This window comes from Burkholderia sp. COPS, assembly GCF_019425585.1.
GTDB classification, from domain to species: domain Bacteria; phylum Pseudomonadota; class Gammaproteobacteria; order Burkholderiales; family Burkholderiaceae; genus Burkholderia; species Burkholderia cepacia.
Genome location: NZ_WIXR01000042.1, coordinates 13,341 through 39,083 on the forward strand (window position 1 = coordinate 13,341; position 25,743 = coordinate 39,083).

Annotated in this window: 25 protein-coding genes; 14 read left to right on the top strand and 11 right to left on the bottom strand. The window is 65.5% G+C overall.

The annotated features are described in order from the left end of the window. Positions 1–7: 7 nt before the first annotated feature. On the top strand, positions 8–1,009 hold the full coding sequence (locus tag FOZ70_RS29325; protein ID WP_059585616.1) for a hypothetical protein: 1,002 nt from the start codon (positions 8–10) through the stop codon (positions 1,007–1,009). A gap of 444 nt (positions 1,010–1,453) precedes the next feature. Here the strand turns inward: FOZ70_RS29325 and FOZ70_RS29330 are convergent, their stop codons facing one another. Continuing rightward, positions 1,454–2,398, bottom strand: coding sequence for a LysR family transcriptional regulator (locus FOZ70_RS29330; protein WP_059863888.1), 945 nt, complete (start codon positions 2,396–2,398; stop codon positions 1,454–1,456). A 139-nt stretch (positions 2,399–2,537) separates the two neighbouring features. Between FOZ70_RS29330 and FOZ70_RS29335 the strand changes: the two genes are divergently transcribed. Together FOZ70_RS29335 and FOZ70_RS29340 are read left to right on the top strand one after the other, a co-directional pair. Beyond that, positions 2,538–3,302 carry an SDR family oxidoreductase gene (locus FOZ70_RS29335; protein WP_219707409.1) on the top strand — a complete coding sequence of 255 codons (765 nt, stop codon included), beginning with the start codon at positions 2,538–2,540 and terminating at the stop codon, positions 3,300–3,302. Between the two features lie 74 nt (positions 3,303–3,376). Further along, a complete protein-coding gene (locus tag FOZ70_RS29340) occupies positions 3,377–4,168 on the top strand; it encodes an SDR family oxidoreductase (RefSeq protein ID WP_059552955.1) in 792 nt (263 codons plus the stop codon). 162 nt (positions 4,169–4,330) lie between these two features. Here FOZ70_RS29340 and FOZ70_RS29345 read toward each other — a convergent pair whose 3' ends face one another. Continuing rightward, on the bottom strand, positions 4,331–5,227 hold the full coding sequence (locus tag FOZ70_RS29345) for an AraC family transcriptional regulator (protein ID WP_048028696.1): 897 nt from the start codon (positions 5,225–5,227) through the stop codon (positions 4,331–4,333). A gap of 73 nt (positions 5,228–5,300) precedes the next feature. On the opposite strand from FOZ70_RS29345, the gene FOZ70_RS29350 reads away from it, so the two are divergent. The 3 genes from FOZ70_RS29350 (at position 5,301) to FOZ70_RS29360 (ending at position 6,870) form a co-directional block, all read left to right on the top strand. Then, the gene (locus FOZ70_RS29350; RefSeq protein WP_059854540.1) at positions 5,301–5,798 is read left to right on the top strand and encodes a hypothetical protein; all 498 of its coding nucleotides are present in this window, start codon (positions 5,301–5,303) and stop codon (positions 5,796–5,798) included. A gap of 115 nt (positions 5,799–5,913) precedes the next feature. Further along, complete coding sequence (locus FOZ70_RS29355) at positions 5,914–6,210, top strand: hypothetical protein (protein WP_219707392.1); 297 nt, start codon at positions 5,914–5,916, stop codon at positions 6,208–6,210. A gap of 231 nt (positions 6,211–6,441) precedes the next feature. Continuing rightward, the gene (locus FOZ70_RS29360) at positions 6,442–6,870 is read left to right on the top strand and encodes a hypothetical protein (RefSeq protein ID WP_175898880.1); all 429 of its coding nucleotides are present in this window, start codon (positions 6,442–6,444) and stop codon (positions 6,868–6,870) included. 291 nt (positions 6,871–7,161) lie between these two features. Here FOZ70_RS29360 and FOZ70_RS29365 read toward each other — a convergent pair whose 3' ends face one another. From FOZ70_RS29365 to FOZ70_RS29375, 3 genes are read right to left on the bottom strand one after another with little or no spacing between them, the layout of a single operon-like run. After that, entirely contained in the window at positions 7,162–7,896 is a 735-nt protein-coding gene (locus FOZ70_RS29365) for an epimerase (protein ID WP_258025764.1), read from the bottom strand. Between the two features lie 3 nt (positions 7,897–7,899). Continuing rightward, positions 7,900–8,892, bottom strand: coding sequence for a patatin-like phospholipase family protein (locus FOZ70_RS29370; protein WP_258025765.1), 993 nt, complete (start codon positions 8,890–8,892; stop codon positions 7,900–7,902). A gap of 60 nt (positions 8,893–8,952) precedes the next feature. Continuing rightward, entirely contained in the window at positions 8,953–9,423 is a 471-nt protein-coding gene (locus FOZ70_RS29375; protein WP_048027405.1) for a DUF2147 domain-containing protein, read from the bottom strand. A 361-nt stretch (positions 9,424–9,784) separates the two neighbouring features. Between FOZ70_RS29375 and FOZ70_RS29380 the strand changes: the two genes are divergently transcribed. From FOZ70_RS29380 to FOZ70_RS38260, 4 genes are all read left to right on the top strand, one after another. After that, positions 9,785–10,615 carry an oxidoreductase gene (locus FOZ70_RS29380; RefSeq protein WP_219707393.1) on the top strand — a complete coding sequence of 277 codons (831 nt, stop codon included), beginning with the start codon at positions 9,785–9,787 and terminating at the stop codon, positions 10,613–10,615. 70 nt (positions 10,616–10,685) lie between these two features. Then, entirely contained in the window at positions 10,686–11,714 is a 1,029-nt protein-coding gene (locus tag FOZ70_RS29385) for an AraC family transcriptional regulator (RefSeq protein ID WP_219707394.1), read from the top strand. Between the two features lie 250 nt (positions 11,715–11,964). Further along, on the top strand, positions 11,965–12,813 hold the full coding sequence (locus tag FOZ70_RS29390; RefSeq protein ID WP_060325444.1) for an SDR family NAD(P)-dependent oxidoreductase: 849 nt from the start codon (positions 11,965–11,967) through the stop codon (positions 12,811–12,813). A gap of 583 nt (positions 12,814–13,396) precedes the next feature. Next, complete coding sequence (locus FOZ70_RS38260) at positions 13,397–13,732, top strand: hypothetical protein (protein WP_258025766.1); 336 nt, start codon at positions 13,397–13,399, stop codon at positions 13,730–13,732. A 184-nt stretch (positions 13,733–13,916) separates the two neighbouring features. On the opposite strand, the gene FOZ70_RS29400 is transcribed toward FOZ70_RS38260, so the two are convergent. Continuing rightward, a complete protein-coding gene (locus tag FOZ70_RS29400; RefSeq protein WP_346656420.1) occupies positions 13,917–15,047 on the bottom strand; it encodes an alpha/beta fold hydrolase in 1,131 nt (376 codons plus the stop codon). Beyond that, complete coding sequence (locus tag FOZ70_RS29405) at positions 14,975–17,224, bottom strand: TonB-dependent siderophore receptor (RefSeq protein ID WP_258025767.1); 2,250 nt, start codon at positions 17,222–17,224, stop codon at positions 14,975–14,977. Before FOZ70_RS29405 ends, FOZ70_RS29400 begins: the two co-directional genes overlap by 73 nt. Positions 17,225–17,526: 302 nt before the next feature. Here FOZ70_RS29405 and FOZ70_RS29410 point away from each other — a divergent pair, with 302 nt between their 5' ends. Then, positions 17,527–18,234: a FadR/GntR family transcriptional regulator gene (locus FOZ70_RS29410; protein ID WP_021164174.1), complete on the top strand. Its 708-nt coding sequence runs from the start codon at positions 17,527–17,529 to the stop codon at positions 18,232–18,234. Between the two features lie 51 nt (positions 18,235–18,285). Here the strand turns inward: FOZ70_RS29410 and FOZ70_RS29415 are convergent, their stop codons facing one another. The 4 genes from FOZ70_RS29415 to FOZ70_RS29430 form a co-directional block, all read right to left on the bottom strand. Further along, entirely contained in the window at positions 18,286–19,308 is a 1,023-nt protein-coding gene (locus FOZ70_RS29415; protein ID WP_060221913.1) for a methyltransferase, read from the bottom strand. Between the two features lie 77 nt (positions 19,309–19,385). Further along, positions 19,386–20,486 (bottom strand): 3-dehydroquinate synthase II family protein, encoded by a 1,101-nt coding sequence (locus tag FOZ70_RS29420; protein ID WP_021164176.1) that lies wholly within the window; start codon positions 20,484–20,486, stop codon positions 19,386–19,388. A gap of 49 nt (positions 20,487–20,535) precedes the next feature. Continuing rightward, on the bottom strand, positions 20,536–21,600 hold the full coding sequence (locus tag FOZ70_RS29425; RefSeq protein ID WP_219707395.1) for a 3-dehydroquinate synthase II family protein: 1,065 nt from the start codon (positions 21,598–21,600) through the stop codon (positions 20,536–20,538). A 52-nt stretch (positions 21,601–21,652) separates the two neighbouring features. Beyond that, positions 21,653–22,453 carry a 2-amino-3,7-dideoxy-D-threo-hept-6-ulosonate synthase gene (locus FOZ70_RS29430; protein WP_021164281.1) on the bottom strand — a complete coding sequence of 267 codons (801 nt, stop codon included), beginning with the start codon at positions 22,451–22,453 and terminating at the stop codon, positions 21,653–21,655. A 285-nt stretch (positions 22,454–22,738) separates the two neighbouring features. On the opposite strand from FOZ70_RS29430, the gene FOZ70_RS29435 reads away from it, so the two are divergent. The 3 genes from FOZ70_RS29435 (at position 22,739) to FOZ70_RS29445 (ending at position 25,643) form a co-directional block, all read left to right on the top strand. Next, on the top strand, positions 22,739–23,785 hold the full coding sequence (locus FOZ70_RS29435) for an LLM class flavin-dependent oxidoreductase (protein WP_346656421.1): 1,047 nt from the start codon (positions 22,739–22,741) through the stop codon (positions 23,783–23,785). A 40-nt stretch (positions 23,786–23,825) separates the two neighbouring features. Continuing rightward, positions 23,826–25,052, top strand: a complete 1,227-nt coding sequence (locus FOZ70_RS29440; RefSeq protein WP_042978376.1) for an FAD-dependent monooxygenase — start codon at positions 23,826–23,828, stop codon at positions 25,050–25,052. Between the two features lie 66 nt (positions 25,053–25,118). Next, entirely contained in the window at positions 25,119–25,643 is a 525-nt protein-coding gene (locus tag FOZ70_RS29445) for a flavin reductase family protein (protein WP_048028684.1), read from the top strand. Positions 25,644–25,743 lie beyond the last annotated feature (100 nt).

The window sequence follows — 25,743 nt, forward strand, 5'->3', positions numbered from 1 at the left end:
ATAGCTAATGACCGATCGTGCTTCCCGCCGTCAGCTCGACCTTCTAGGCTCTCCGCGCTGGCAATGGCTCGATGAACTTCTGCGTATCTGGTATGTGCGCGCCTTAGATTCAGCCGATGGCTGCTCGCCCGACGAGCTCGCCGATATCTCGGCTCGCCTCAATTTCGTAATGCCAGCCACGCTTGCGGAGTGGTTCGAACTCGTTGGCCACCGCTTAGAATCCGTTCAGGACGCCCCCGCGACGCCCCTTACGGTGCGCGTTCAGGATGGCCTAGTAAGCGTCTGGACGGAGAACCAAGCTGTATGGACGCTGCTCGTGGGCGCCGGAAACGATCCGATGTGCCAGATCGATAGTTCCGATTTCTGCTTTCCAGCTACTCCTTTGAGCCAAGCATTGCACGGGATGACGCTTAGCGACACGTTAGTGGGCGCTTGGGATGGCAATGGTCGGGGACCACTAGGTGACTTGGCGTCATCGGTCGTCGGAGGCGTAATCGAGGACGCTACGGACGATGAGGTGGCTCGTGTCCTGAGTGCTTTCCCCCAACTAGAAGTCCCAGGCAATCCGTTCTATAACGTCCCGCCCCATGGGGACGGCACGACGATACTTCGTGACGGGATTGGCTTGGAGTGGGCGGTGGCTACGGCAGAGGCATTCGAGCACATTGATGCGCTGGTCCCGCTCGAACCTCCCGGCGGCCGCTACCGGGTGAGCCTTGAGCTCCCTACGGCAGTCGCGCGCCAGATCGGGCTGATCGGACGTAGTGCTATCCCGGATCTTAATGCCATCCATTTGCCCTCTGAACTTGCGAGGCCGGCGACGGGGAGCGTCAGCCAGCTTTCGGCTTCATTTGAGTGGGAGACCGCGCAGCCCGAAAAATGTATGTCTGCTGTTCGGAACGCGCTGCCCGAGACTGAGCGAGCGCTGGCCAAGATTACTTACAAACCAGAGCGGATTGCGCACTGGCGAACCGTCGAATCGGATGGAGGTGTTGATGATGCGCGTTGAAATCTGCCTTTCCGCCGGTTGGTAAGCAAGCCACAGCAAACGGTACGTCAGCGTCTGGGGCCGCGTCCGACCTGCCGGTCCAGGTGCAGGCGCGCGACGATATGGCGAAACCGCGAATGGCGATTGGGAGAAATTCGACTGACCGTTGAGGATCGGCATCAACCAGTCCGCCACCCCCAATACCACTCGACCGAGGCCGGCCAGCCGCAGACATTGGCTGGCCGCATCGCCTGGACATTCGAATGTCCAGGCGCCGAAGAGACAGCTTTCGCGCGAATTCCGTATCCTCGAGCGATGGCACTCCCAGATAGTCGCCGGCAGTAATCAAAGGCTGCCCGGGGCCGCCGTCCGAATGTCTGTGCGCCAAGGTGCAGAACAATCGCGCACGCCCTGAACCCGAACGTCCGAACATGGCTGGCGCATGTACTGGATGCGGCTGCGCCTTCAATCCGTCGCCGGCGCGGCACCTGCCCAATTTCCGTCGTTCCGGTCCCAGGGAGGCACGCCACTGAACGCGTCGACCAGGAAATCGATCATGACGCGCACCCTGGCGCTCAGGTGCCGACGGCTCGGATACAGCGCGAGAATGTCGATATCCGGCAAGCGGTACCGGGGCAACACATGCACGAGCCGGCCCTCGCCGAGATCCTTGCCGATCAGGAAAGTGGGCTGCTGGATCACGCCGTGTCCGGCAAGGGCCGCTGCACGCGCCGTATCGCCGTTGTTGGTATGCATGTGACAGTCGACCTTCACCGAGTGAAGCTTGCCGCGCTCGTCGATCAGTTGCCACTCGTCGCCGGTGGACGCATACGTGTAGCCGATACAGCGGTGCCCGCTCAGCTCCGCCGGGGCTGCCGGAACGCCGAAGCGAGCCAGATAGGCCGGCGATGCGCACAGAATGTTTTGCGACGTCGCCAGCTTGCGGGCCGCATGACTGGTCGAACCGGCGCGTGAGATGCGAATGGCGAGATCGTAGCCTTCATCCACGATATCGACGACGCGGTCAATCAGTCCAACATCGAGTTCGACTCCCGGGTATTTCCGCATGAACTCGGGCCACAACGGTGCCAGATACAAAATACCGAAGCTCACGGGGGCATTGATGCGCAGCCGCCCGCGCGGCTCGACCGACGCCGACGAGACCAGCCCCTCCGTCTCGGCGACATCGTCGAGGATCGACTTGCAACGGGCGTAAAGCGTCTCGCCGCCCTCGGTAAGAGAAAGCGTACGCGACGAGCGATTCAGCAAGCGCGTGCCCAGATGCGCCTCCAGTTCATTCACATAGCGTGTGACATTGGCGGGCGACGTGCCGAGCGCATCCGCGGCGCGCGCGAAGCCCCCACGGCTCACCACCGTCACGAAAACCTCGAAGGCGCGCAGACGATCCATCATTACCTCGGTTCATTCACAAAAGCTGAATGATAGAAGCACATTTTGGTCCTTTCTACAATCAAAACTGAGGCCTATATTGCTTTCAACGCGCCAATGCATGGGGCACTGGCCGACGAAGTGCATCAGGAGATTGAACATGCAACGCTTGAAAGGAAAAGTCGCCATCGTCACGGGCGCCAGCGCAGGGATTGGGCGTGCGACGGCAAAGCTGTTCGCGAAGGAAGGCGCCAAGGTGGTCATCGCGGCCCGGCGGGCGGCGGAACTCGAAACACTCGCCGCGGAGATCGTCAGCGAAGGCGGCGAAGCCGCATACCTGGCGGGTGACGTGCAATCGGAAGACTTTTCTAAGGCGCTGGTCGCGCTCGCGGTGAGCCGGTTCGGCCGCCTGGACATTGCCTACAACAATGCCGGTACGCTCGGCGAGATGGGGCCGAGCACCGGTATTTCCGAAGCAGGCTGGAATGCCGCGCTGTCGACCAATCTGACGAGCGCCTTCCTGGGCGCGAAACACCAGATTCCGGAAATGGTGAAGCAAGGCGGTGGGTCGATCATCTTCACGTCGACGTTCGTCGGTTACTCGTTCGCGTTTCCCGGTACTGCGGCCTATGCGGCGAGCAAGGCGGGCCTGATCGGCTTGACGCAGGCACTTGCCGCCGAGTACGGCGCGCAAGGCGTGCGCGTGAACGCGGTGTTGCCGGGCGCTGTCGACACGGACATGTATCGCGGCATGAACGACACCCAGGAATCGCAGGCGTTCGTCACGGGCCTGCATGCGCTCAAGCGCGTTGCAAGGCCGGAAGAGCTTGCCCGGTCGGTGCTGTATCTCGCTTCCGACGATTCGTCATTCGTGACCGGTACGGCATCACTGGTTGACGGTGGCGCGTCCATTACCCGGACCTGATCCCTCATTGTCGGCATCCGCTTCTACCTGCCGATGCCGCCAGTTCCACCTCACTCATGCAAAGGAAATGAATCATGGATCTGAATCTGCAAGGCAAACTCGCATTGGTCAGCGGCAGCACCGCCGGCATTGGCTTCGCTATCGCCAGGACGTTGGCGCAGGAAGGCGCGCGCGTGATCGTGAATGGCCGCTCCCAGTCATCAGTGGATGACGTGGTCGCGCAACTGAAAGCCGAGACGGGCAGCGACGTAACGGGTTTTGCGGGCGATCTCGCCACAGCCGCGGCGGCCGATGAACTGGCAACGCGTTATCCGGACGTGGAAATCCTGGTCAACAACCTGGGTATCTTCGAGCCCAAGCCGTTTGAGGAGATCCCCGACGCCGACTGGTCGCGTTTCTTCGACGTCAATGTGTTGAGCGGTGTACGCCTCGCTCGCCTGTTTCTGCCTGCGATGAAGCGTGCAGACTGGGGGCGCATCATTTTCATTTCGAGCGAAAGCGGCGTGCAGATTCCCGCCGAAATGATCCACTACGGGATGACGAAAGCCGCGCAGATTGCCGTGTCTCGCGGGCTCGCCGAAGCCGTTGCCGGCACCGGAATTACAGTCAATAGCGTGCTGCCGGGGCCGACGAAATCGCGTGGCGTGGGCGAGTTCGTGGAGGCGCTTGCAAGCGCCGAGGGCAAATCGTTTGAAGCGTTCGAACAGGAGTTCTTCGAGAAAGTCCGCCCCACATCGCTCATCAAGCGATTTGGTTCGCCGCAGGAGGTTGCGTCGCTCGTGGCCTATATCGCCAGTCCGCTTTCGGCGGCCACGACGGGAGCTGCGTTGCGAGCCGACGGGGGCGTTATAAAAAGTGCCTTTTGAAACCCCGGTCGACATTGGGCCGGGCTTTCGACAGTTGCCTCGCTCGATGTCCCGATGCGGTTGGCTGAAACGCTCCGTCTGTGGCGTCCGCGACGATCAGGCACGGGTCGGCTGTCTTGCATTCTCGCCGCGGTATCGTTCATGGCGTCGCGGGCAGCGCCGTCATTCAGCGGGCGTGATGGATGGCTTCGCTTCTCGAGGGGCATGGCCGAAGTAGGCCTTGTAGGCACGACTGAAAGCGGCTTCCGACTCGTAACCCACCGACCGTCCAACCTCGCCCACGCGCGCGTCACCTTTCGCCAGCATGTCGCGGGCGACGCTCAAGCGCCATTCATTGCGGTAACGCAACGGCGACTTGCCAACGAGCGCATTGAAACGTTCGCAAAAGTTGGAGCGGGACATGCCCGCGACGGCAGCGAGACCATCGATCGTCAAACCACGTGGCGACTGCTCATGGATTGCCTTCAAAGCGCGGGCAATACGCTTGTCCGCCAATCCGCCCAACCAGTTCGATGCATGACCATGATGAACCCAGGCACGCAACGCACGCACCACCACGAGATCAATCATGCGGGAGACCATCAAGGCGGACCCCGCCTCGTCATTGTCCGCCTCATGCAGAAGAAACTGCATGATGTTCGGCAGCCAGTCGCATGTCTCCGCCTGGCGAAGGTGGATCATGGCGGGTAACGTCAGAAGCAGATCCGGCTGGCTCGCCGGATCAAACCAGAAGTGGCAGACGACGACGTTCGCCGGTTGGTCCAGGGCGGAAATGCGCAGGCTGCCAGGCCCGCGCGGCAACAAGAGCAGTTCGCCGGACCGAATCTCGGAAGCGCCTGCCTCATCGCCGGAAATTTGCACCACGCCTTCCATGACTGCGTACGCGTGCGCCGCCCGCGCAGACATGTCCAACTGCGCGAATGGCTGCAGCATCGACGAAAAGATGCGGTCGCCCGTCATGCGCATACGCGCAAGAACCTGGGACAGGAGATCACCGTTAGCCAGACCAGCAAGCGCCCGATCCGGAAAAATGGTCAAGTTTTTCCCAGGTTCAGTCATGTCAATTCGGGTTTCGTGAGCCTAAAGTAAGCGTCGACCACCAACGAAATCACGCAAGGCAAGGATTGAAACCATGTTTGGAATTTCGCCGCTCGGCTGGATACATACTCTCGGCAGTCTACCCGCGATCCCCATGGCCGTGTACATGTTCGCGCGTTACGGCAGGATCGTTCCGCGCTCGGTTGCCGGGAGGGTGTACTTCGTTACCATGTTGATTGGTTCCTTGACCGTGTTCGCCATAGCGCACCAAGGTATCGGCTACGTCATCGGAGTCGGAGCCGTCGTGCTGTTACTGGCTGGATATGGCGTTGCGTATCTGCCCCTGCCCGGTCGAGCCGGTATCTACCTGGAAACCTTCTGTCTGACGTTGACCGCATTCGTGCTGATGGTTCCCACGGTGACCGAAACGCTGAAGCGTGTGCCCGACGGACATCCGCTGGTCAGCGATCCGAGGTCGCCACTGCTTCTCGGTGCCCAAGCCGCGCTCCTCGTCGCGCTCGTTCTGGGGTTGATCGCTCAAACGCTTTATCTTCGCAGGAAACCGCAGGGTACCCGTTCGATGGAAATCTAGAGAACGGGCAAGAGGCGACGCTTCCGTTGCCGTGTGAATACGACAATAGATATGTAATCCGAATGATATCGGCTTGATATTGATCCGACATCGGTGGAGTGATCGAAGCCGGCTCATGGTATCGAAAGAAGATCGCGCCACCCATTCGGATTCCGTGCGTTTCGTGGCGAGCCGCACGGTCGCGAAGGCAGTCGAGGCCAAGACAAGTCACCTCGTGCTCATTTCGCATCCGGTAGAGGCCGCGAACGTGACCCTCGATGCGACCGCCGGCCAGCGCAACGCGGGCGCCGGCAACAAGCTTGCGACGGTCCAGCCCGGTGTTCGGTCCATTCAACCGCTCGGTGCCAACGGAGCTGGGATCGGCGTGCTTCGGCACATCGACAGTGGTATTTGTCAGGCGAGCGTGCGCTAAACGACCGCTTTGGAAATCTACGCGTGGCCGCTTCGGGTCGATCTGTGCCGGTCATGCGTCACAGAGCGGCGGCCGGCCGCGTTCGGCCAGGAAGGGACACTCGACTGGGCAGCCTACATCGTTGACAATCAAGCACTGCGTATGGACGATTTGCGGGCACGTCGAGGAGAGGAATGGATATCTTATCGACAATCCCAAGCGCACCCTTCGAACGCCCAACTTTGATTAAATATGAGTGAACTCCAGCAAGAAGTGCAACGCCTCGCAGCACAAGCGCTGGCCGATTTCAACGACCGTGCTGAGGGGAAGCTAGATTTTTCGGAAGCAAGCCTACAGGTTGTTGAAGAGATGCTTGCAGAGGCTTCGATGTACCGAAATGACCTGCCATCTGAGACGGTTGAGGGGATCGTGACGCGATTCGGTTGTTACGTTCTGGAGGTCGGTCGCCAGCAGTTCGGCGGCACGTATTCCTGGCTCGAAGAGCGAAATCAGCCCGTGCTTGTTGTCGGTAATCCACAAAATCACACCGCTCTCGGAACTTGGGACAAGGTGCGTGGCCGCTTATCCGGGGACACCGGCGACAACGTTCCTTTTTTCTTTGAAGGCTTTGCAGAACGTGTGCGAACGTCGTCCGGTGGGGGGCGAGCTCTTTACATTTGAAGCCACCGTGGGAATGTCCGCTCGGAGTGAAGTCAAGGACCGCTCCGGGTCGGCTACAGTCGAACGCATCGGGCGGCATCCGGCCATAAGGCGTCATCCGCTCGTTGCGTCGCGTAGGCATTCAAACGTCGGGTCCAGTCGCGAACCGGCCATTGGTTTTCGCGACAGTCCGGATGTTGCGCACACCAACCGCCGCGCGGGTGATCTGACAAACGGTGACCACCCCTCTGTGCAGCACCGCACGTCGAGCACTCACAATCCATCACTCTATGCGCGCCCCGGTCGTCAGGACTACTGTTTGGGGACAAAGAGCGAATCCAGTCCGAAATCCTCGATAGAACCAGACGGCACAACGGCTTTTCCCCCGATTGCCGGCACGGCCAAAACCAGGGCTCCTGCAACACGGTGCGCTTCGACAGGACGAAAGCCTGCGGGAAGCAGGGGTCTCAGCAACTGGCTCAGCCAGATACCGATCTTTTCGCCGTAGCGCACAGGTTGTTTCAGAGCCGTCCGGTCTCCAAGCAGGAACGAGGGCCGTACCACGACGAGGGTTTCGGGGCCGAGCGCGGCAAGTGCATCTTCGAGTTCGCCCTTGACTCGGTTGTAGAACACGATTGATCGCGCATTCGCGCTGATGGCGCTGACCACGCCAAACCGTCTTGCGCCCGCCGCCAGGCTGGCTTTCGCAACGGCTAGATTGGCTTCGAAGTCCACGGCACGAAATGCGGAGCGGCTTCCCGCCTGCCTGATCGTTGTACCCAGCGCAAGATATGCTTCGTCGACTGGGGGCAAAGGCGGGATCGACCGGAAATCCACCAGGTGAACCGTCAGCTTTGGACTGCGTACCGCCAGTTCACGCCGGCATAGCGCATGTACCTCCGCCACGGAAGGATCATCGAGCAGTTGCTGAAGGATGTTGGCTCCGACGAGCCCCGTAGCGCCGGCAACCACAACCCGGCGATGAAACGGTGGCTGGCGTACATGCGCCAGATCGAATGACGACTGCTGGAACGAGGTCTGCATCATCTGTCAGCGAAGTGTTGCGTTGGAAATTGGCTCACCCGGCGCGGAGCGGACCACTTGCTGCCACTGCCGGAGAAGCGCCTCCAACTGCGGAGCGGCGGACTTTGCCGCGTCGTAACCCGCCTGCCGCACACGCTCCCGTCCGGCTGCGTCCTGAGCGCCCGCGGGCGAAACCGCCGGCGCGATCAGGACGTCCGCTTCAGCCAGTTCGTTTTGTGCGATCAGACAACTTTGGGCCTGCATGGTCCTCAGCACGATGGACATGATGGAAGTCGCGGGATAGCGGGGACTGTGACAATAGATGTCTACCGCGACGACGATGTCGGCACCCATTGCCCGTGCCACGCGGACGGGCACGACAGACGTGACACCGCCGTCCACGAGCACACCGTCCCGATATCGGATCGGGACAAACACGCCGGGGATCGACGCGGACGCTCTCGCGACCTCGCCTGCGTCCCCCTGCGTCAGGATGACGGGTATGGAACGCTCGAGGTCGGTCGCTACGGCTGCAAATCGCCTCGGAAAACGTTCGATGGGTTTGCCTGCCACAAGCGAGTCGACCCAGCGGGCGAGCGCTTCTCCCTTGACGAAGCCCGTTCCGGTGGCAGTGAGATCCGCGAGCGAATAGACCCTGGTGTCTTCCGCACAGGTCCATAGCTCACCCGGCGAAGCACCGGCAGCATAAGGCGCGCCGACAATTGCGCCGATGGATGTCCCGACCACGATATCGGGATCGAACCCGATCTCCTCCAGTGCCTGCAATACGCCGATATGGGCATAGCCGCGCAAGCCGCCGCCTCCGAGGACGATCGCGACGACGGGCCGGCGACGGAGAGGGTCTGTCGTCCTGTCTGTCCCGGTCCGCATTTCCTCCAGCGTCGTACCGCGAAGACCGTTGTCGCGCACCGTCTCGCTCGTGCTGGCAGGTCCCGCGCAGGACGTCGCCAGAAGCGCGCACAACAGCGCAGGCAGCACGCACCTCCATGACAGTTTCATCGGACCGTTCCAAAAGACCTGCCGGCAAACGCCCATGGCATCCGGTCATCCCTTGTGTCGTTACCCATTCACGCGATGGAACACCCGGGTCTGTCCGAGGGCGGATATGCCGAGGTAGCCGCGCAGATACATCTTTCCGTCCTTGATGGTCGCCTTGCAGGTGTATGTGCGGCCGGAGGACCCGTCGTAGAGCGAGCCTCCGGTCCATTCACCGTCGTCCCAGCGAAGGCCGGACAGAAACACGATGTTCTTCAGCGAGCGGGAGCGCAGCGCAGGGTCGGGGTTCCTCGTGTCGAGCTTGAAGGTGACGTTATCGGACTCCACCACCTGATTTCCGTACAGCAGGCGTGCCTCGAAGGCGGCGCCTGCCTTGTACATGTCGAGCTTTACGCTGCCATCGTCGGCTTCCCATATTCCAACGATCCCGTCGGCGGGAGCGTGCTGGGCATGGGCAGTTAGTGTTAAAAACAGGCTCATGAAGAAGAGCATCATGGAGACGGCCGATTGACGTAAAACGAGGCTTGCGTTCATGCCGGTGATCCTTTTTGACGGGTTTCCAGGAAGCAATCCTGTTCCGGGCGTCCGGCGTGCAGCCGCCCCCACAGCGGCAGCGCTCGCCGTCGGCAGGACCGGCTCACGCACACGAGGCGTGATCACGATTGCGACAGACCGGATCGTAAGGACTGAGCCCGGGGCGCACAGTGGCGGATGACGCCGTTCCCGTTGCGAGTAGCGCCATTCTTCCCGGAGCGGGCGGCTGCGCGGCGGATCGTTTTCAGGTGGCCGCTCCCGCCATGGCGTGAATTGCGACCAACGTGGCGCCTTTCGTTAGTGCACCGGCGCGGTGCGGCGAGTAACGTTCACTCCAGTCAGAACTCGCTGAGAGACCACGATGTTTGATAGAAGCAAGAAAACGGCCCTCGTGACGGGCGCCTCCTCGGGCATGGGCAAGGAAATCGCCCGGCAGCTGATTCGCGACGGCTTCCAGGTCTACGTGGCCGCGCGGCACGTCGACAGGATGATCGACCTGCAACGTCTCGGCGCCAGGCCGCTACGCATGGACCTTTCCCGCGATGCAGAGATCGTGTCGGCAGTCGAGACGATTCTCAAAGAAACCGGAGGAGTGGACGTGCTCGTCAACAACGCCGGGTTCGGACTGTACGGGCCGGTAGAGGACATCGGCATCGAGGAGGCCCGATACCAGTTCGAGGTCAACGTGTTCGGCACGGCCCGCCTCACGCAGTTGCTCCTGCCTGCCATGCGCGAGAGGGGAAGCGGCACGATCGTCAACATCACGTCGATGGGCGGCAAGATCTATACGCTGCTCGGCGCGTGGTATCACGCGACGAAGCATGCCCTCGAAGGCTGGTCGGATTGCCTGCGGCTGGAGCTCGCACCATTCGGCATCCGTGTCGTGATCGTGGAGCCCGGCCTGATCGAGACGGGGTTCGGCGACGTGGTTTCGCGCAGCCTGCTCGCCCGCTCCGGCAGCGGCGCCTATGCGGAGCTGACCCAGGCTGTCGCAAAGTCGACGCAGCAAGCCTATGGCAACGGACGCGGTACCGACCCGGGTGTCATCGCCAACGTGGTGTCGCAGGCCGTGCGCGCGAAAAAGCCGCGCACGCGATATGTCTCCGGCAAGTACGCGAAACCGATGATCCTGATCCGCGCGTGGCTCGGCGACCGCATGTTCGACCGCGTGATCATGAGCCAGATGCGCTAGGATGGTCCGCGCCCCCGTCACGAGCCGGGCGCGTGCGAGCGGCAAAGATTACTTCCACACCGAGGCTACGATGGGCGCAGTCATGGCAGACAGATGCACGGTACCGCAGGCGTTCTGGCGCGCGATTGCGCACGCCGGCCTGCCGCCGGCCGCGATACTGCGTCAGGCCCGGTTACCTGCCACGCTGCACCTGAATCCTCGGGCGCTCGTGAGCACCGAGCAGTACTTCGCGCTATGGAAAGCGATCGGGCAGCTGGCGCCCGAGCCTGGTCTAGGCATCGCACTGGTGACCCGGAGCGAAGTCGCAACGCATCCCCCTTTCCTCCTTGCCGCATTCCATGCCCGGGACTATCGCGATGGCCTCGAGCGGGTCGCCCGCTTCAAGAGGCTCTGCACGCCGGAGCAACTGCATATCGCCGAAGAGGGGGCCGAATGTACGCTCACCTCGGAGTGGCCCTGCGCAACTGAACCCGAACCCGCCGTTGCGACCGACGTCACGTTTGCGACGCTGCTCGAACTCGGCAGGCGGGGCACCGGGCAACACCTGACGCCGCGTCGCGTGGAGTTCGTCCGCACAGGCCCGAGGGAAGAGGTCTACCGCGAGTACTTCGGCTGCCCGATTCGCTACGGCGCGGCGCGCAATGCGCTCGTGCTGAAGTCAGCCGATCTCGACCGGCCGTTTCCCGGCCACAATCCCGAACTGCTCGACATGCTGACTCCCGCACTTACGGCAGCGCTGGGGGAAATCGAAGCGCGCAGCTCGATCCGCGAGCAGGTGAAAGTCGTACTCAAACGATGCCTCGCAAGCGGCCGGCCGGAACTGTCGGACGTGGCGCGCGACCTCGGGATGAGCGAGCGGACGCTGCAACGGCGCATCACGGATGAAGGCACGACATTCCGGGATCTTCTTGCCGAGGCTCGACAGGAGCTCTGGCGCCGGTTGCTCGCGGACCCGGCCGCGGGCATCGATGAGGTTTCCTGCCTGCTGGGTTACCAGGACACGAGTTCGTTCTATCGCGCGTTCCGCGATTGGGAAGGCGTCACCCCGAACCGCTGGCGGGAACTGAATTCGCCCGGCGTTGCCGCCGAACCGATCTGACGCGTACCCCCGGCGGGCTCCTTATCCAGACTTCTCACCGTAGCTTCGACTCGTTGCCGGCCACGCAGAGACCGGCACTCGAAGCTGTCCTGTTGTGCACCACGGTGAAGTAACCGCTGCGCTGCGGCGCAAATCCGGTCCATTCGATTGGCGCCAGGCGCAAGGGGCATGGCGCGCTCTGCCAGTGCCGCCGATCAGGCAAAGCGGTACAAATCTGTCTGTAACGGCTATCCATCTTGAGAGGCATTCCATGACAGAAAAAGTGTGGTTCATTACCGGTGCATCCCGCGGCTTTGGCCGCATCTGGACCGAGGCGGCACTCGCGCGAGGCGACAAGGTCGCCGCGACGGCGCGACAGCTGGCCAGTCTCGACGGGCTGGTCGAACGCTATGGCGAGGCGGTGCTTCCTCTGGCGCTCGATGTCACCGACTCCGCCCAGGCAGACCACGTCATCGCGCAGGCCCATGCGCACTTTGGCAAGCTCGATGTCGTCGTGAACAATGCGGGCTACGCGCTGGTGGGCGCGATAGAGGAAGCGAGCGAGGCCGACGTCCGCGCCGAGTTCGAAACCAACTTCTTCGGTGCCTGGCGCGTGATTCGAGCTGCGTTGCCGTTTCTGCGCGAGCAGCGCCACGGCCACATCGTCGGCGTATCGAGCGTTGCCGGCATTGTGGCGGGGCCCATCGTCGGCTTCTATCACGCCTCCAAATGGGCGTTCGAAGCCATGCATGAGAGCCTCGCGCAGGAGGTCAAAGACTTCGGGATCAACGTCACGCTGCTCGAGCCCGGCGCATACGCCACCGATTTTTCGAGTCAGGCATCGCTGAAACTGGCGACCGGCAACGATGCCTATGCCGCTCTCAGGGCACGGGTCTTTTCGTCCAGTGGACAGATCGATTTCGGCGATCCTCGGTCGACCGCTCAGGCTGTCCTCGAGATCGTCGATTCGGCCGATCCGCCGTTGCGTCTCTTTCTCGGCACGGAAGGGCTTCCTGTCGCGCGTTCCGCATACGCCGAGCGTCTTGCCACCTGGCAGGCGTGGGAGCCGGTCTCCAGCGCGGCGCAAGGCAATTCGAGGCGGCAGGACATTCTGCTGTGAACGCAGGCCGATCCCACGGCCAACCGTGACGGCCAGAGATTCATCGAGCCGCAGGGCCTGCATAACGGCGGGGTGTCGCTTCGCACGAGGCCAATGCGCCATCCCATTCACTGGATTACATCGACCGGACAACCGATGCCGCTTCATTTCTCGTGCACGATGTGCGGTCGGTGCTGCCGCGACCTCCGGGTACCGCTCGGCCTTTCCGAAGCGCTGGACTGGCTGCGCGACGGCGGTGAAGTGCAGCTACTCTGTGAAGCCGTACCCTGGCTCGTCGAGCCGGCGGCGGATGATCTGGCCGCCGCCTACAAGTTCCGGCGCTCGTTCGTGGCGCCGAGCGGTACATTACCGTTGCGCGTTGTCGTGACGGTCGTGGCTGCATTCGAAGGACCCTGCCCCCCATCTGCAACCCGATCTGGCATGCGGCATTTACGAGCGGCGGCCGCGCGTATGCCGCATTTATCCTGCCGAGATCAATCCGTTCATCGAACTTCGCCCCGCTGGAAAGGCATGTCCACCGGATGCGTGGAGCGATCGTCATCCTGTGCTGGAAGTGTCGGGTCAATACGTGGAGCCGTCGCTTGTGGCAGGCATCGACGCTTTTCGAGACGCGGACGTGGGCGATGTTGGTGCGAAACGGATGCTGTGTGCCGTCCTTGGCGTGAGTTCGACTGCGCTCGCCAACGAGGGGTTCGTTGCCGTGTTGGCGGAACGCGAGGCGATGATGCGGGCGATCGGGACCGCAATCGACAGGACCGAAGCCACCGAAGGCAAGGCGTGTGCGGAATCGTGGATCATCGTTTCGAATCGCCGCCGATCGCGTGAGGCACTCGCCTCGGTCGACGCTCGCGCCGTAGCACCCGAAGCGTTGCCCGACCAACAAAAGTATCTGGGATTTCACGCGTCCAGCGACGATTAATCAGCGCCTGTTGGCCAGCAATCGATCTCCGGGCGCGCATGATGTTTGCGATGCCAACGTGAGGTAGCAGTCTGCGCGAAGATGGAAGTCGGAGACCGCCCCAAAGCCGCCGTTGAAGTCCCGCTGATCCGAAGGGCGGGTTCGGGTCGCCAACGGTCATCCCCCCGCCCCAAACCAATCCCCCCTACTTCATCGCGACAAGCGGCTCGACAAACGCCTCGAAATGCGGCAACCAGATCGGAATCGCCTCCTTGACCGCGAACATCCCGTGCCCGTTCTTGCCGAACGGCGGCTCGACGATCATCTGCCCGTGCCCGCCGGCCGCCTGAAACGCGGCAAACCACGTCGCCACGACTTCCGGTGCGAAATACTTGTCGTTCTGCACGTAATGCCAGAGCACCGGCACGCGCGTCGTGCTCGCGAAATGCCCGATCGTGTCGGCCATCTGCCGCGGATCGCACGGCATGCCCGGATGCGTCGTCGGATTGCCCCCACGCCCGCCCGAGAAGTTCACCACCGCGACCACGCCCTGCGGCGCGTAGCTTGCCGCCGCCAGCGACGCGAAGCCGCCCGCCGATTGCCCGACCAGCACGACACGGCTTCGATCCACCTGCGGCAAGGTCTGCGCATAGCGCACGGCCGCGAGCACATCGCGCGCGGCCTGCTGGCCGGCAGCGAGGTAATCGGGATGCCGGCACGACCCTGCATCCTCTTCGTCGACACCGCCCGTCGCACCGTACCCGCGGCGGATCGGCACGATCACCGCGAAACCGTGCTGCACGAACGTCCGGATCTGCGGCAACGCGCGGTAGCGTCCCACCTTCGGCCGGTCGCGCGGCTCGGGCGGGCTGCCGTGGCTCAGCACGATCAGCGGAAAGGGCCCGGGGCCGTCCGGCATGTAGGTCGTGGCGACGATGTCGCGTGTGTGCCCGCCTTCGTCGACCGGCACCTTGACGACGGTTTCATGCAGATCGGGAGCAATGGCGGTGTCTTCGACCGCCGTCGCCGCGCAGCCAGCGACGGAAGCGATCAACACGCCCGGGATCAGCACCCGGCACAGGGGGATGGCGATCCGGTTTCGACGAACGACGATGCTCATGGGCAATCTCTCCACGAATCCAGGGATGACGGGCGAGGCTGTGGCGATGCGTACCGCGAAGGCGACAGTGTATCCGTGCGGCGCCGCAACCGGGCCGGCCGCATGCGTACAGCCCGCACCGGCATCCTGAGCGTCACCCGCCGTCACCACCGATAACTGACATCCCCCGTCACCGACAGCCGCGTGCCGTAGAAGCACCCTCCCGCCGAAAAGCACGACGACACATAAGTCCGGTCGAACAGGTTGTTCACGTGCGCCGCGACGCGCCACCCCTTCCACGCCGGCCGCTCGACACCCAGGTCGTACGACAGCCCGAGATCGAAGAGCACGACGGCCGGCACGTCGAACGTATTGACGTTGTCGCCCGCGCTGCGCCCGACGTAGCGCATGCCGCCGCCCACCCTCAGCCCGCGCAGCCCGGGCCGGTCGACCGCATAGTCGAGCCACAGCGACGCCAGATGGCGCGGCACCGCCGCCACGCGCTTGCCGACGACGGCCGCGTCCGTATCGGCCTGCACCGTCGTGTCGAGATACGTGTACGCGGCGATCACGTCCAGTTGCTTCCAGACGCGCGAACGCCCTTCCAGCTCGATCCCGCGCGAGCGCACCTCGCCCGTCTGCACGTTGAAGAACGGATGCTCGGGATCGGCGGTCAGCACATTGCGCTGGCGAATGTCGAACGCGGCGATCGACGCGTTCTGCAACCGGTCGGGCGACTGGTAGCGCAGCCCGACCTCGAACTGCTTCGCCTTCGTCGGCGTGAACGGCTGGCCGTCGAAGCGCGTGCCGAGCGCCGGCTCGAACGACGTCGAATAGCTCAGGTACGGCGCGAAGCCGCTGTCGAACAGATAAACGGCCCCCGCGCGCCCGGTGAACGCACGCGTGCTCTGCCGCACGCTCGTGGAGCGCAGCAGGTCGTCGGTCGTCGTGCGCGACCATTCCTCGCGCCCGCCGAGCGTGAAAACCCAGCGATCCCAGCGCACCTGGTCCTGCAGGTAGATGCCGATCCGGTCGGGTGTCTGGCGCGTCTGCTGCCCGATCGGCGGCGCCGCGAACGGCTGCCCGTAATCGGGCGCACGCGTATCGAGCGGCGGCGCCGCGCCGAACCCCGACCCGACGAGGTTCGCCACCGCATGCTCGTACGACAGCCCGGCCAGCACCGTATGCTCGACCGGCCCCGTCATCACGCGCATCTCCGCCTGGTTGTCGAGCGCGAGATGGTTCACATGCTCGCGCGACCACGACAGCGAACGGTTCAGCACGCCCGGCGCCAGGTAGGGCGCGACGAAATTGACGGCCGCGCCCGCGAAGTCGACGTCGAGATGCGTATAGCGCACGTTCTGCCGGACTTTCCACGTCGAGTCGAAACGATGCTCGAACGCGTAGCCGATCATCGCCTGCGTGCGGTCGTACGTGTCGAAGCCGGGCAGCCCCGGATAGAAGCGCGTCGGTATCCGCCGGCCCGCGTCGGGCCACAGCGTGCCGAGGGCCGGCAGCCAGCCCGCGAAGTTGTTGTGCGGATCGCGCTGGAACGAACCCAGCAGCGTGACACTCGTATCGGCGTTCGGCTGCCACGTCAGCGACGGCGCGACGACGATCCGCTGCTGCCGCGAATAGTCGATCTGCTCGTCCGCGCGGCGCGCGAGGCCGTCGATCCGGTAGCGCCACGTGCCGTCCTGCGTCACGGGCCCGCTGAAATCGAACGCAAGCTGCCCGCGATCGCGGTAGCCGGTCTGCATGGCGAGCAGGTGCTGCGCGTCGCGCGTCGGCCGCTTGCTGACCATGTCGACGATGCCGCCGGGGCTCGCCTGCCCGTACAGCACCGACGCCGGCCCGCGCAAGACGTCGATGCGTTCGAGCGTCCACGGATCGACGACGCTCGCGGCCCAGTTCACGCCTTTCGGGAGCGGCAAGCCGTCGAGCATCTGCGGATTGATCGCCGCCGCCGCGAACCCGCCGAAGCCGCGCAGGAACACGCTCTCGAGCACGCCGCCGGGGCGCGAGTCCGCGTACGTGCCCGGCGTGTAGCGCAGGCTGTCGCCGACGCTGTGCACGTCCTGCCGGTCCATCTGCTCGCGCGTGACGACCGACAAGCCCTGCGGCACCTCGACGATCGCCGTGTCGGTCTTGGTGCCCGCGCGCGACACGTCGGCCGCGATGCCGTTCACGGGGCCGACGCCCGTCTCGCGCCGCCCGTCGACGACGATCGGCGCGAGCAGCGGCGCATCCGCGGGCTCGCCCGCGTCCCGCGCATCTTGCGCGGCAGCCGAAGCGGCGATCGGCATCGTCGCCGCGCAGGCCAGTACGGCCGCCCAGCCCGGCACGCGCCGCAACGCCGCGCACGGCAACGGAAATCCAGGCCGCGCATCGCGGCCGATGTGTGATCGATTCATGTCGGGTTATCCGGAAAGCGGAGACGGGCGTCGGCGGATACGTCGCGCCCTTGGGTACGGAGACGGGCCGCTCTTGCAACGGCGACCTCGACTGAACAGCGAATGCGAATCATTTACGCCGACGCGACGCGGGTAAATGCCGGTGGACGCAATCGACGAATGTGCGGCATGCATCGATCGGCCGCGGGTTTATTCGTCTGACGTTAACAAAATGTCACGTTTGAATATCGTTATCCTGAACGACCAAATGAATGATCGGATGATAGGATAGCGACACCCTCAAGTTTCAAGCGACACACTTAATGTCAAGCCTGCCCCCGGCCACCCGACACTCGCTCGTCGATTCTGCGATCGAGATCCTCAAATCCAACATCACTTCCGGCATCTGGCGCGTCGGCCAGCGCATTCCGACCGAGCTCGATCTCGCGAAGCAGCTCGAAGTCGGCCGCAACACGGTGCGCGAGGCGGTTCGCACGCTCGCGTATTCCGGCGTGCTCGAAGTGCGCCAGGGCGACGGCACCTATGTGCGCCGCAACGTCGATCCGGCCGAAACGATGCGCAACGTCGATCGTGCCGCGCGCAGCGACCATCTCGAACTGCAATGCATGCTCGAAACGGAATGCGCGCGCTACGCTGCGCGCCGGCGCACCGACGAGGATCTCGTGACGTTGCGCAAGCTGCTGAAGGCGCGCGGCGAGCGCGAAGCGTCGCGCGACGTGAAGAAGTTCGTCGAGCGCGACCGCGCGTTTCACATCGCCGTGGCCGCCGCCTCGCACAATCACGCGCTCGAAGCGCTGTATCGCTACTTCTCGGGCTCGATCCTCGCGAACGTGGAAGACATCCTCGTCGAACTCGACGAGGCCGAGATCCCCGAGCCGGACATGCGGGCGCACCAGGCGGTGCTCGACGCGATCGAACAACGCGACGAGAACAAGGCGGTGCGCGCGACGCTCGCGATCCTCAAGCCGCAGATGACCTGGCTCGAGACGCGCGAGGCGCCCGCCGCCTGACGGGCCCGGTACGTCCGGTTTGCCCGGTTTGCCCGGTTTGCCCCGTACGCGCTACGCGGCGACGGCCTCGATCACGTCGATCTGCCCGTCCGGCGCGGAGCGCAGCCCCACGGGCCGCCAGCCGGCGGCGGCGAGCAGCGCGTCGTATTCGTCCCGCGTGCGCTCGCGGCCGCTGCCCCAGCACATCATGTGGATGTCGTAGAGCTTCGAGAAATGCGCGACGCCCGGCGCCGGCACGACCCGCTCGATCACGAACACGCGCGCGCCGTCGCGGGCGCTTTCGCGTGCCCGCCTGAGGATCGCCACGCATTCGTCGTCGTTCCAGTCGTGCAGGATCAGCTTCAGCAGATAGACGTCGGCGGCCGGCACCGCGTCGAACATGTTGCCGCCCGCCTTGCTGCAGCGCGCGCTCACGCCCATCCGCTGCGCCCAGTCGTCCGCGTCGCCGTCGATCACCTCCGGCAGGTCGAACACGACACCGGTCAGCGCGCCGAACCGCCGCAGCAGGCTGCACAGCATGTGCCCCTGGCCGCCGCCGATGTCGCACGCATGCGTGCCCGGCGCGAACGTGACGTCGCGCAGCGCATCGACGACCTGTTCCGACTGCACGGTCGAGAAGCTCGACATCGCGCGCTTGAAATCGCTTCGATAACGTTCGTTATCCTTCGCATAGTCGAACGCCATCGCGCCGAACTCGCGGACGAAACCGTTCTGCTGCCCCTCGCGCACCATGTCGGGCAGGTGCGCCCAGATCGCGTAGTGCTCGGGGCCCTCCTGCAACAGCACGAAATCGCGCAACGTACTCGCGGCATCCGCGTGCAGCAGCGCGCCCGACGCGGTGGCCCGGAAGCCGCGCCGCGGGTCCTCGTCGAGCAGCCCGAGCGCGGCGAGCGCACGCAGCAGCCGGTACAGCAGCGGTTCGTCGACGTCGAGCGTCGCCGCGAGCGCGGCCGACGAAACCGGTGCATCCGTGGTGACCGCATCGAACACGCCGAGCCGCGTGCCCGCGTACAGGATCCGGCTGCGCCACCGCCCGAACAGCGTATCCAGCACCTGTTTTGCCGCATTTTCCATAAAGCACTCCTGAGCAGGGTTCGACCGCGCCGGCACGTGATGCACCGGGCGATCGCATCGTCAACGAAGCAGGCGGATCACTGCTCGTGCAGGAATTCCCGGATCGGGTAGCCGACATGGCGCTGCGCATCGAGCGTATAGCCGAGGATGCGGTCGCCGCGCTTGAGCTCCGTGATGTTGTGCACGCTGCCTTTCGGCCCGAGCACGCGCACATGCCAGTCGTCCTGCGCAATGATGTTGATCGCGCGATTCGCGGCATTCTTCGCCTCGATCAGCAGCAGCGGCCGCGTCTCGACCTTCGCGCGCCCGACCACGACGCGGCGTGCCTTGCCCTGCACGTTGACAGCCAGGATCTCCGCGCCCGATTCGAGCTCGGCGAGGTAGCGGGTGCGGTTGTCCGGCGCGACGACATACGAATGGAGCGCGGCCGCGTTCACGCGGAACGGGCGCGTCGGCATGTACGGCAGCGGGTGCGTCTCGCTGCTGATCAGGATCATGCCGGTCGAATACGAACCCACGAGGATGCCCTCGTCCTGCTCGAAGCGCGAGCAGGTGTCGACGCAGACGCGCTCGCCCGGCCCCAGGTGCGTGAGCCCGACGATCTCGATTTCCTCGAGCTGCAGATCCTCGACCGTGTCGCTGCAGATCGACACGAGCTGCGTGGCCTGCCCGACCTGCGTCGGCGTGAGCAACACGCCTTCGGGGCCGCGCTGCAGCACGTTCAGCGTCACTTCGGCATCCTCCAGGTCGGCGACGACGGTGATCAGCTCGCCCGCCGCGCGATCGGCGGCCGCCAGCAGGATCTCGAGCGGGATCTTGCTCGGGTCCTGCAGGAATTCGACGAGCAGCCACGGCGTGGACACCGACAGCTCGCACGCGCGCGTGAGCGTCGCCTCGCCCGTCACTTCGATGAACACGCCGAGCTCGACGCCGTCCGGCACCGCGAAATCGACCGGCAGCCCATCCTTCACGAGGACGATCTGCACCTGCTCGAGCAGCGCGGCATCGGCCGGCTGCCGATCGACGACCGCGACCTTGCACGCGCTCGGCGGCAGTCGCCCGGCCTGCTCCGCATCCTTCACGACGAATGCGGACACGCCGACATGCAGCGCTTCCTCGGTGATCTCGTCCGCGAGCTCGCCGATGTTGCGCAGGTCAATCCAGGAAAGCTTCTTCAAGGCCAATCTCCTTCGAAGGGGATAAAGCAGGTTGAATGACAGGGTGAAACTAGCGACTGACTGATACGGCCGAACGCGACGCGGCGGCCCGCATCCGGCAATCCACCCAGCCGGCGCCCGGCTCGTAGCCGGCCAGCCGGACGCCGGGCGCGACATCGGCGAGCCCGACGGCCGTGCCGCCGTCGGTCCGGAACCGCACCGCGCGGTCGCCGCGCAGCACGACACGCGTGCTCGTGCCGGATGCGCTGCGCGTGTGCAACGCGACGAGCGGCGCGGATTCGATCCGCACGCGGCCGACCACGATCGCGCGCGTGTCGCCCGCCGCGCCGACCGTCAGGATCCGCTCGCCCGAACGCAGCAGCGACAGCTGGCGCGCGCGGTCGCCGCCGCAGAACACGAACGATTCGGCCGAGCCGGCGTCGATGCCGAACACGAGCGGCCGGCCGGGCGGGTGCGCGGCGCCGGCCGCGACGACGAGCAGCATGCTGGTCGCGCTCGCGCCGGCCAGCACGCATTCTTCGCCGTCGAGCTGCGAACAGCCGTCGATCACCGCATGCAGCCCGACGCCGAGCGGCTCGACGCGCTGCACCTCGAATGTCTTCAGCTTCAGCGGCTCGCGCGAGCGCAGCTCGCCGCACGCGGCCAGCACGCCGCGCAACGCGGCCGCATCGCGCGGTGCGAACGCGATGTCGACCGGCGACTGCGCATGCTTGCGCGCGAGGTAGGCCGCGCCGTGCGGATCGGCGAGCGACACGACGATGCGGCACGCGGTGTCGCGGACACCCTCGAGCAGGCGCTCGAGCGGCATCGTGGTCGCGAGCGCGTAGTCGAGCAGGACGAGCGCGTGCCGCGCGATCGCGGCGCGCGCGGCATCGAAATCGGCCGCGCCGTCGATCCTCACGCGAACGCCCGCGAGCGGCGCATGCGCATCGTCGACCAGCGTCGCGACGCCCGCCGTCGAAACGGTCAATAGCGCCGCCGCGCCGGCCGCGCACGGTTCGCGACCGGCGTCGCCCACCACGACGCGGCGCGCGCCGGCCCTCGCCGCGTCGGCCGCGACGGCGCCTGCCTGCGCGCCGAGCGCGCGCAGGTCGATCCACGGATAGCGATGCATGGAAACCCTCGATGGTCGAAAAAGACCGGGTACGACGGCCCGGCGCAGCGGATCAGGCGGCCAGGTGCGCGGCGCGCCGCTCGACGCCGTGCACCGCGTCCGACAGGCGGCGGATCAGCGGGGCGGCCTTCGGCGCGGCGAACACGTTGCGGCCGGCCGCGATGCCGAGCGCGCCCGCGTTCATCACCCGCGACGTGAACGCGACGAACTCGTCTTCGGGCAGCTTCGCGCCGCCCGCGACCAGCACCGGCAGCGACGAACCGGCGATGATGTCGGCCATGCTCGCGGCGTCGCCGCTGTACGGCAGCTTGACGATGTCGGCGCCGAGATCCGCCGCGACGTTCGCCGCATGGGCGATCAGTTCGGCCTGCGGACGATCGCCGAGGCCGGGGCCGCGCGGATAGATCATCGCGAGCAGCGGCAGCGACCAGCGCGCGCATTCGGTCGCGATGCGGCTCAGGTCGAGCAGCTGCTGGGATTCCGTTTTCGAGCCGAGATTCACGTGCACGCTGACCGCGTCCGCGCCGCTCGCCAGCGCGTCCTCGACGCTCGCGAACAGCGTCTTCGCGTTCGCGTCCTCCGCGTAGCGCGTGCAACCGTTCAGGTGCACGACGAGCGCGAGATCGCTCAGCACGTCGGGCGCCAGGAAGCGCGCGCGGCCCCGATGCACGACGATCGCGTCGCCGCCGTGCGCGGCGATGTCGCCAACCAGTTGCCGCAACTGCTGCGGATGGGCGATCGGCCCGTCCGCGAGCGAATGATCGAGCGGCACCATCAGACACTTGCCCGACGCGGCACGCACCACCCGCCGCATCCTGAGCGCCTTGCCAGAAACCGATAGAAGAGCGTTCATCCGTGATTCCTCGCCAGAAATGGAAAGGCCGGCCCGTTCGACTTCAGCCTGCCCCCGGGGTGCCCGTTTGCGGGCGGAACTGGAGCGACAACCGAGCAACGCTTGCAGCAAATCTTGCGACGTGTAAGACTTGCATAGACCCAATCATCCTATGATTGGATCATCCTTGCAAGTGCCTTGCGAGCGATCCTGTTTCCCGACCGGGGGACGCATTCGTCGCGGCATCGCTTCCCCTTTGCAGACAACGGCAGCACATCAACCTGTGAGGTGTCTATGAAGTTCGGCGTGTCCTTCCTGCCCGATACCGGCCCGTCCGACCGCCCGGCGGCCGACTATTACGCCCAGGCGCTGAAGCTCAGCGCGCTGTCCGAGCGGCTCGGCTACACGTACGTGAAGATGACCGAGCACTACCTGAAGCCGTATGGCGGCTACAGCCCGTCGCCGCTGATGTTCCTCGCGGCCGTGGCCGCGCAGACGAAGTCGATCCGCCTGATGACGGGCGGCATCCAAGCGTCGTTCCATCATCCGATCCAGCTCGCGGCCGAAGCCGCGCAGCTCGACGCGATCTCGAACGGGCGGCTCGAGCTGGGCTTCGCGCGCGCCTTCCTGCCGTACGAATTCGATGCGTTCGGCATCGATCTCGATTCGAGCAAGACGCGCTTCCAGCAGACGATCGACGCGACGGTGCGGCTCCTCGCCGAGGAATCGGCCAGCGAGGACACCCCGTTCTTCCGCTATCGCGACGCGCAATCGCTGCCGCGCCCGACGCAGCAGCCGCGCCCGCCGGTGTGGGTCGCGGCGCTGCTCACGCCGTCCAGCTTCGAGTGGATCGGCGAACGCGGCTTCAACCTGCTGATGGCCGCGCCGCCGCGCAAGGCCGCGCTCGCGAAGACACAGGAGATGGTGGCGCTCTATCGCGACACGTTCGAGCGCCATCACGGCCACACCGGCCGCAAGCCGCAGGTCGCGATCAGCATCCCGCTGATGATCGGCACGTCGGACGCGCATGCGCTGGCACTCGCGGAGCCGCGCCTGCGCCATCACTGGCACAATTTCGCGGAAGCGGCGAAGTCGTGGGAGCAGGTGCAGTCGCCGGCCTACCAGGGCTACAACGAAGCGATGAAGAACAAGATGGGCGGCATGGACACGGCCGACCTCGACGCAACCGCCGTGCTCGGCACGCCCGACACCGTGCGCCAGCGCATTCGCGCGCTCGAGGCCGACCTCGGCCTCGACGCGATCCTGTGGCACATCGACTACGGCGCGCAGCCGTACGAACTGATGAGCAACAACCTGGAGGTGTTCGCCCGCGACGTGCTGCCGGGACTATGACGCCATGCCGATTCTTTCCGGATCCACCACGGGCTCGCCCATGACACCGTCCCTGTCACTCGACACGATCGTCGTCGGCGCCGGCATCGGCGGCCTCGCCGCCGCGCTCGCGCTGCGGCGCGCCGGCCATCGGGTCACCGTCCTCGAGCAGAGCCGGGCGTTTCGGGAAGTCGGCGCCGGGCTGCAGGTCGTGCCGAACGCGACGCGCGCGCTGCGTGCGCTCGGCGTGCTCGACCGGCAGCGGCTGGCCGCCGTCGCCCCGATCGCGACGATCCGCCGCCGCTGGCAGGACGGCAGCCTGCTCGGCACCTTCCCGCTCGGCGACGCGGTCGAAGCCGAGTTCAACGCGCCGTACTGGAACGCGCATCGCGCCGACCTGCATGCCGCGCTGCTCGACGCCGTGCGCGACCCGTACACGGCCGGCCCGCCGGTCGCCGTCCTCGGCGGCATCGCGGTGCGCGGCCTCGACGCATACGGGCCGGACGGCGCGACGCTCGTCGATGCGGCGGGCACGCGCTGGCGCGCGGATCTCGTCGTCGCGGCCGACGGCATTCATTCGACGCTGCGCCACGCGCTGCTCGGCGACGACGCGCCGCACTACAGCGGCGACGATGCGTATCGCGCGCTGATCGACGCCGATGCGATCGACCCGCGCTCGCCCGTGTTCGAAATCGTCAAGGAACCGCAGGTGACGATCTGGCTCGGGCCCGGCCGGCACGCGATCCATTACTGGGTGCGCGACCGCCGGCTGCTGAACCTCGTCGTGATCGTGCCGGGCGACGGCAGCACGCGCGAATCGTGGAGCAGCAAGGGCGACCGCGCGACGCTCGAGGCCGAGCTCGCCGGCTGGGATCCGCGCCTCGTCGGGCTGATCCGCTGCGCGTCGGACCTGAGCCGCTGGTCGCTGCACGACCGGCAGCCGCTCACGCGCTGGGTGTGGGACAGCGTGTGCCTGCTCGGCGACGCATGCCACCCGATGCTGCCGTACCAGTCGCAAGGCGCCGCGCAGGCGCTCGAGGACGCAGTCGTGCTCGGCCGGTGCGTGACCGGGCTCGCGTCGAAGGACGCGCTCGGCGCCGCGCTGGTCGAATACCAGCGCCTGCGGATCGACCGCAGCGCGCGGATCCAGCTTGCATCGGCCGGCAACGGCGGCGTATTCCACCTGCCCGACGGCCCCGAGCAGCAGGCGCGCGACGCCGAGCTCAAGTCGCGCCGCGCCGACTTCAAGTCCTATCACTGGACCTGGGCCGACGCGTACCAGCTTTGACGCCCGCCCCGGTGCCGCGCGGCGCGACCCGCGCGGTACCGGGGCTCCTCGCGACAGGACCGCATCATGACGAACACCGTGGACATTGCGCAGCAACTGAAACAGGCGATGCGCGGCGTGGCCGCCACCGTCACGATCGTGACGACCGGCGGTGACGGCGCCGCCGCCGCACCGTGCGCGCTGACCGCCAGCTCGTTCACGTCGGTCGCGCTCGATCCGCCGACCGTGCTGGTGTGCATCAACCGGCGCGCGAGCATTCACGCGTCGATCACCGGCCGCCGGCGCTTCTGCGTGAACGCGCTGCGAAGCTGCCACGTGCCGCTCGCGCTCGCGTGCAGCACGACGGGCTCCGATACGCGTTTCGCGCACGACGCATGGCGTACCGACGCGGCGACGGGCCTGCCCTATCTCGAGAACGCGCAGACGTCGTTCTTCTGCGACACGCTCGAACAGGTCGAGGTCGGCTCGCATTCGATTCTGGTCGGACGGGTCACGCGCGTCGCGATGTCCGCCGACGTGAACCCGCTGATGTACGTGAACGGCGCGTTCGCCGCCGTCCGCTCGCTGCCGTCCGATGCCGGCGGCGGATGACGGCCGCACGTTCCGTTGTTTCGAGCATTCGTTCGCGGGGTTCGCACCAGGCTCGTTCGCTCGAGAAAACACGCGCCCCCCCACCGATGCGTGCGTCACG

Coding starts and splice junctions, on each gene's coding strand:
- FOZ70_RS29325 (WP_059585616.1), top strand. CDS start 8: ATGACCGATCGTGCTTCCCGCCGTCAGCTCGACCTTCTAGGCTCTCCG.
- FOZ70_RS29330 (WP_059863888.1), bottom strand. CDS start 2,398: ATGGATCGTCTGCGCGCCTTCGAGGTTTTCGTGACGGTGGTGAGCCGT.
- FOZ70_RS29335 (WP_219707409.1), top strand. CDS start 2,538: ATGCAACGCTTGAAAGGAAAAGTCGCCATCGTCACGGGCGCCAGCGCA.
- FOZ70_RS29340 (WP_059552955.1), top strand. CDS start 3,377: ATGGATCTGAATCTGCAAGGCAAACTCGCATTGGTCAGCGGCAGCACC.
- FOZ70_RS29345 (WP_048028696.1), bottom strand. CDS start 5,227: ATGACTGAACCTGGGAAAAACTTGACCATTTTTCCGGATCGGGCGCTT.
- FOZ70_RS29350 (WP_059854540.1), top strand. CDS start 5,301: ATGTTTGGAATTTCGCCGCTCGGCTGGATACATACTCTCGGCAGTCTA.
- FOZ70_RS29355 (WP_219707392.1), top strand. CDS start 5,914: ATGGTATCGAAAGAAGATCGCGCCACCCATTCGGATTCCGTGCGTTTC.
- FOZ70_RS29360 (WP_175898880.1), top strand. CDS start 6,442: ATGAGTGAACTCCAGCAAGAAGTGCAACGCCTCGCAGCACAAGCGCTG.
- FOZ70_RS29365 (WP_258025764.1), bottom strand. CDS start 7,896: ATGATGCAGACCTCGTTCCAGCAGTCGTCATTCGATCTGGCGCATGTA.
- FOZ70_RS29370 (WP_258025765.1), bottom strand. CDS start 8,892: ATGAAACTGTCATGGAGGTGCGTGCTGCCTGCGCTGTTGTGCGCGCTT.
- FOZ70_RS29375 (WP_048027405.1), bottom strand. CDS start 9,423: ATGAACGCAAGCCTCGTTTTACGTCAATCGGCCGTCTCCATGATGCTC.
- FOZ70_RS29380 (WP_219707393.1), top strand. CDS start 9,785: ATGTTTGATAGAAGCAAGAAAACGGCCCTCGTGACGGGCGCCTCCTCG.
- FOZ70_RS29385 (WP_219707394.1), top strand. CDS start 10,686: ATGGGCGCAGTCATGGCAGACAGATGCACGGTACCGCAGGCGTTCTGG.
- FOZ70_RS29390 (WP_060325444.1), top strand. CDS start 11,965: ATGACAGAAAAAGTGTGGTTCATTACCGGTGCATCCCGCGGCTTTGGC.
- FOZ70_RS29405 (WP_258025767.1), bottom strand. CDS start 17,224: ATGAATCGATCACACATCGGCCGCGATGCGCGGCCTGGATTTCCGTTG.
- FOZ70_RS29410 (WP_021164174.1), top strand. CDS start 17,527: ATGTCAAGCCTGCCCCCGGCCACCCGACACTCGCTCGTCGATTCTGCG.
- FOZ70_RS29415 (WP_060221913.1), bottom strand. CDS start 19,308: ATGGAAAATGCGGCAAAACAGGTGCTGGATACGCTGTTCGGGCGGTGG.
- FOZ70_RS29425 (WP_219707395.1), bottom strand. CDS start 21,600: ATGCATCGCTATCCGTGGATCGACCTGCGCGCGCTCGGCGCGCAGGCA.
- FOZ70_RS29430 (WP_021164281.1), bottom strand. CDS start 22,453: ATGAACGCTCTTCTATCGGTTTCTGGCAAGGCGCTCAGGATGCGGCGG.
- FOZ70_RS29440 (WP_042978376.1), top strand. CDS start 23,826: ATGACACCGTCCCTGTCACTCGACACGATCGTCGTCGGCGCCGGCATC.
- FOZ70_RS29445 (WP_048028684.1), top strand. CDS start 25,119: ATGACGAACACCGTGGACATTGCGCAGCAACTGAAACAGGCGATGCGC.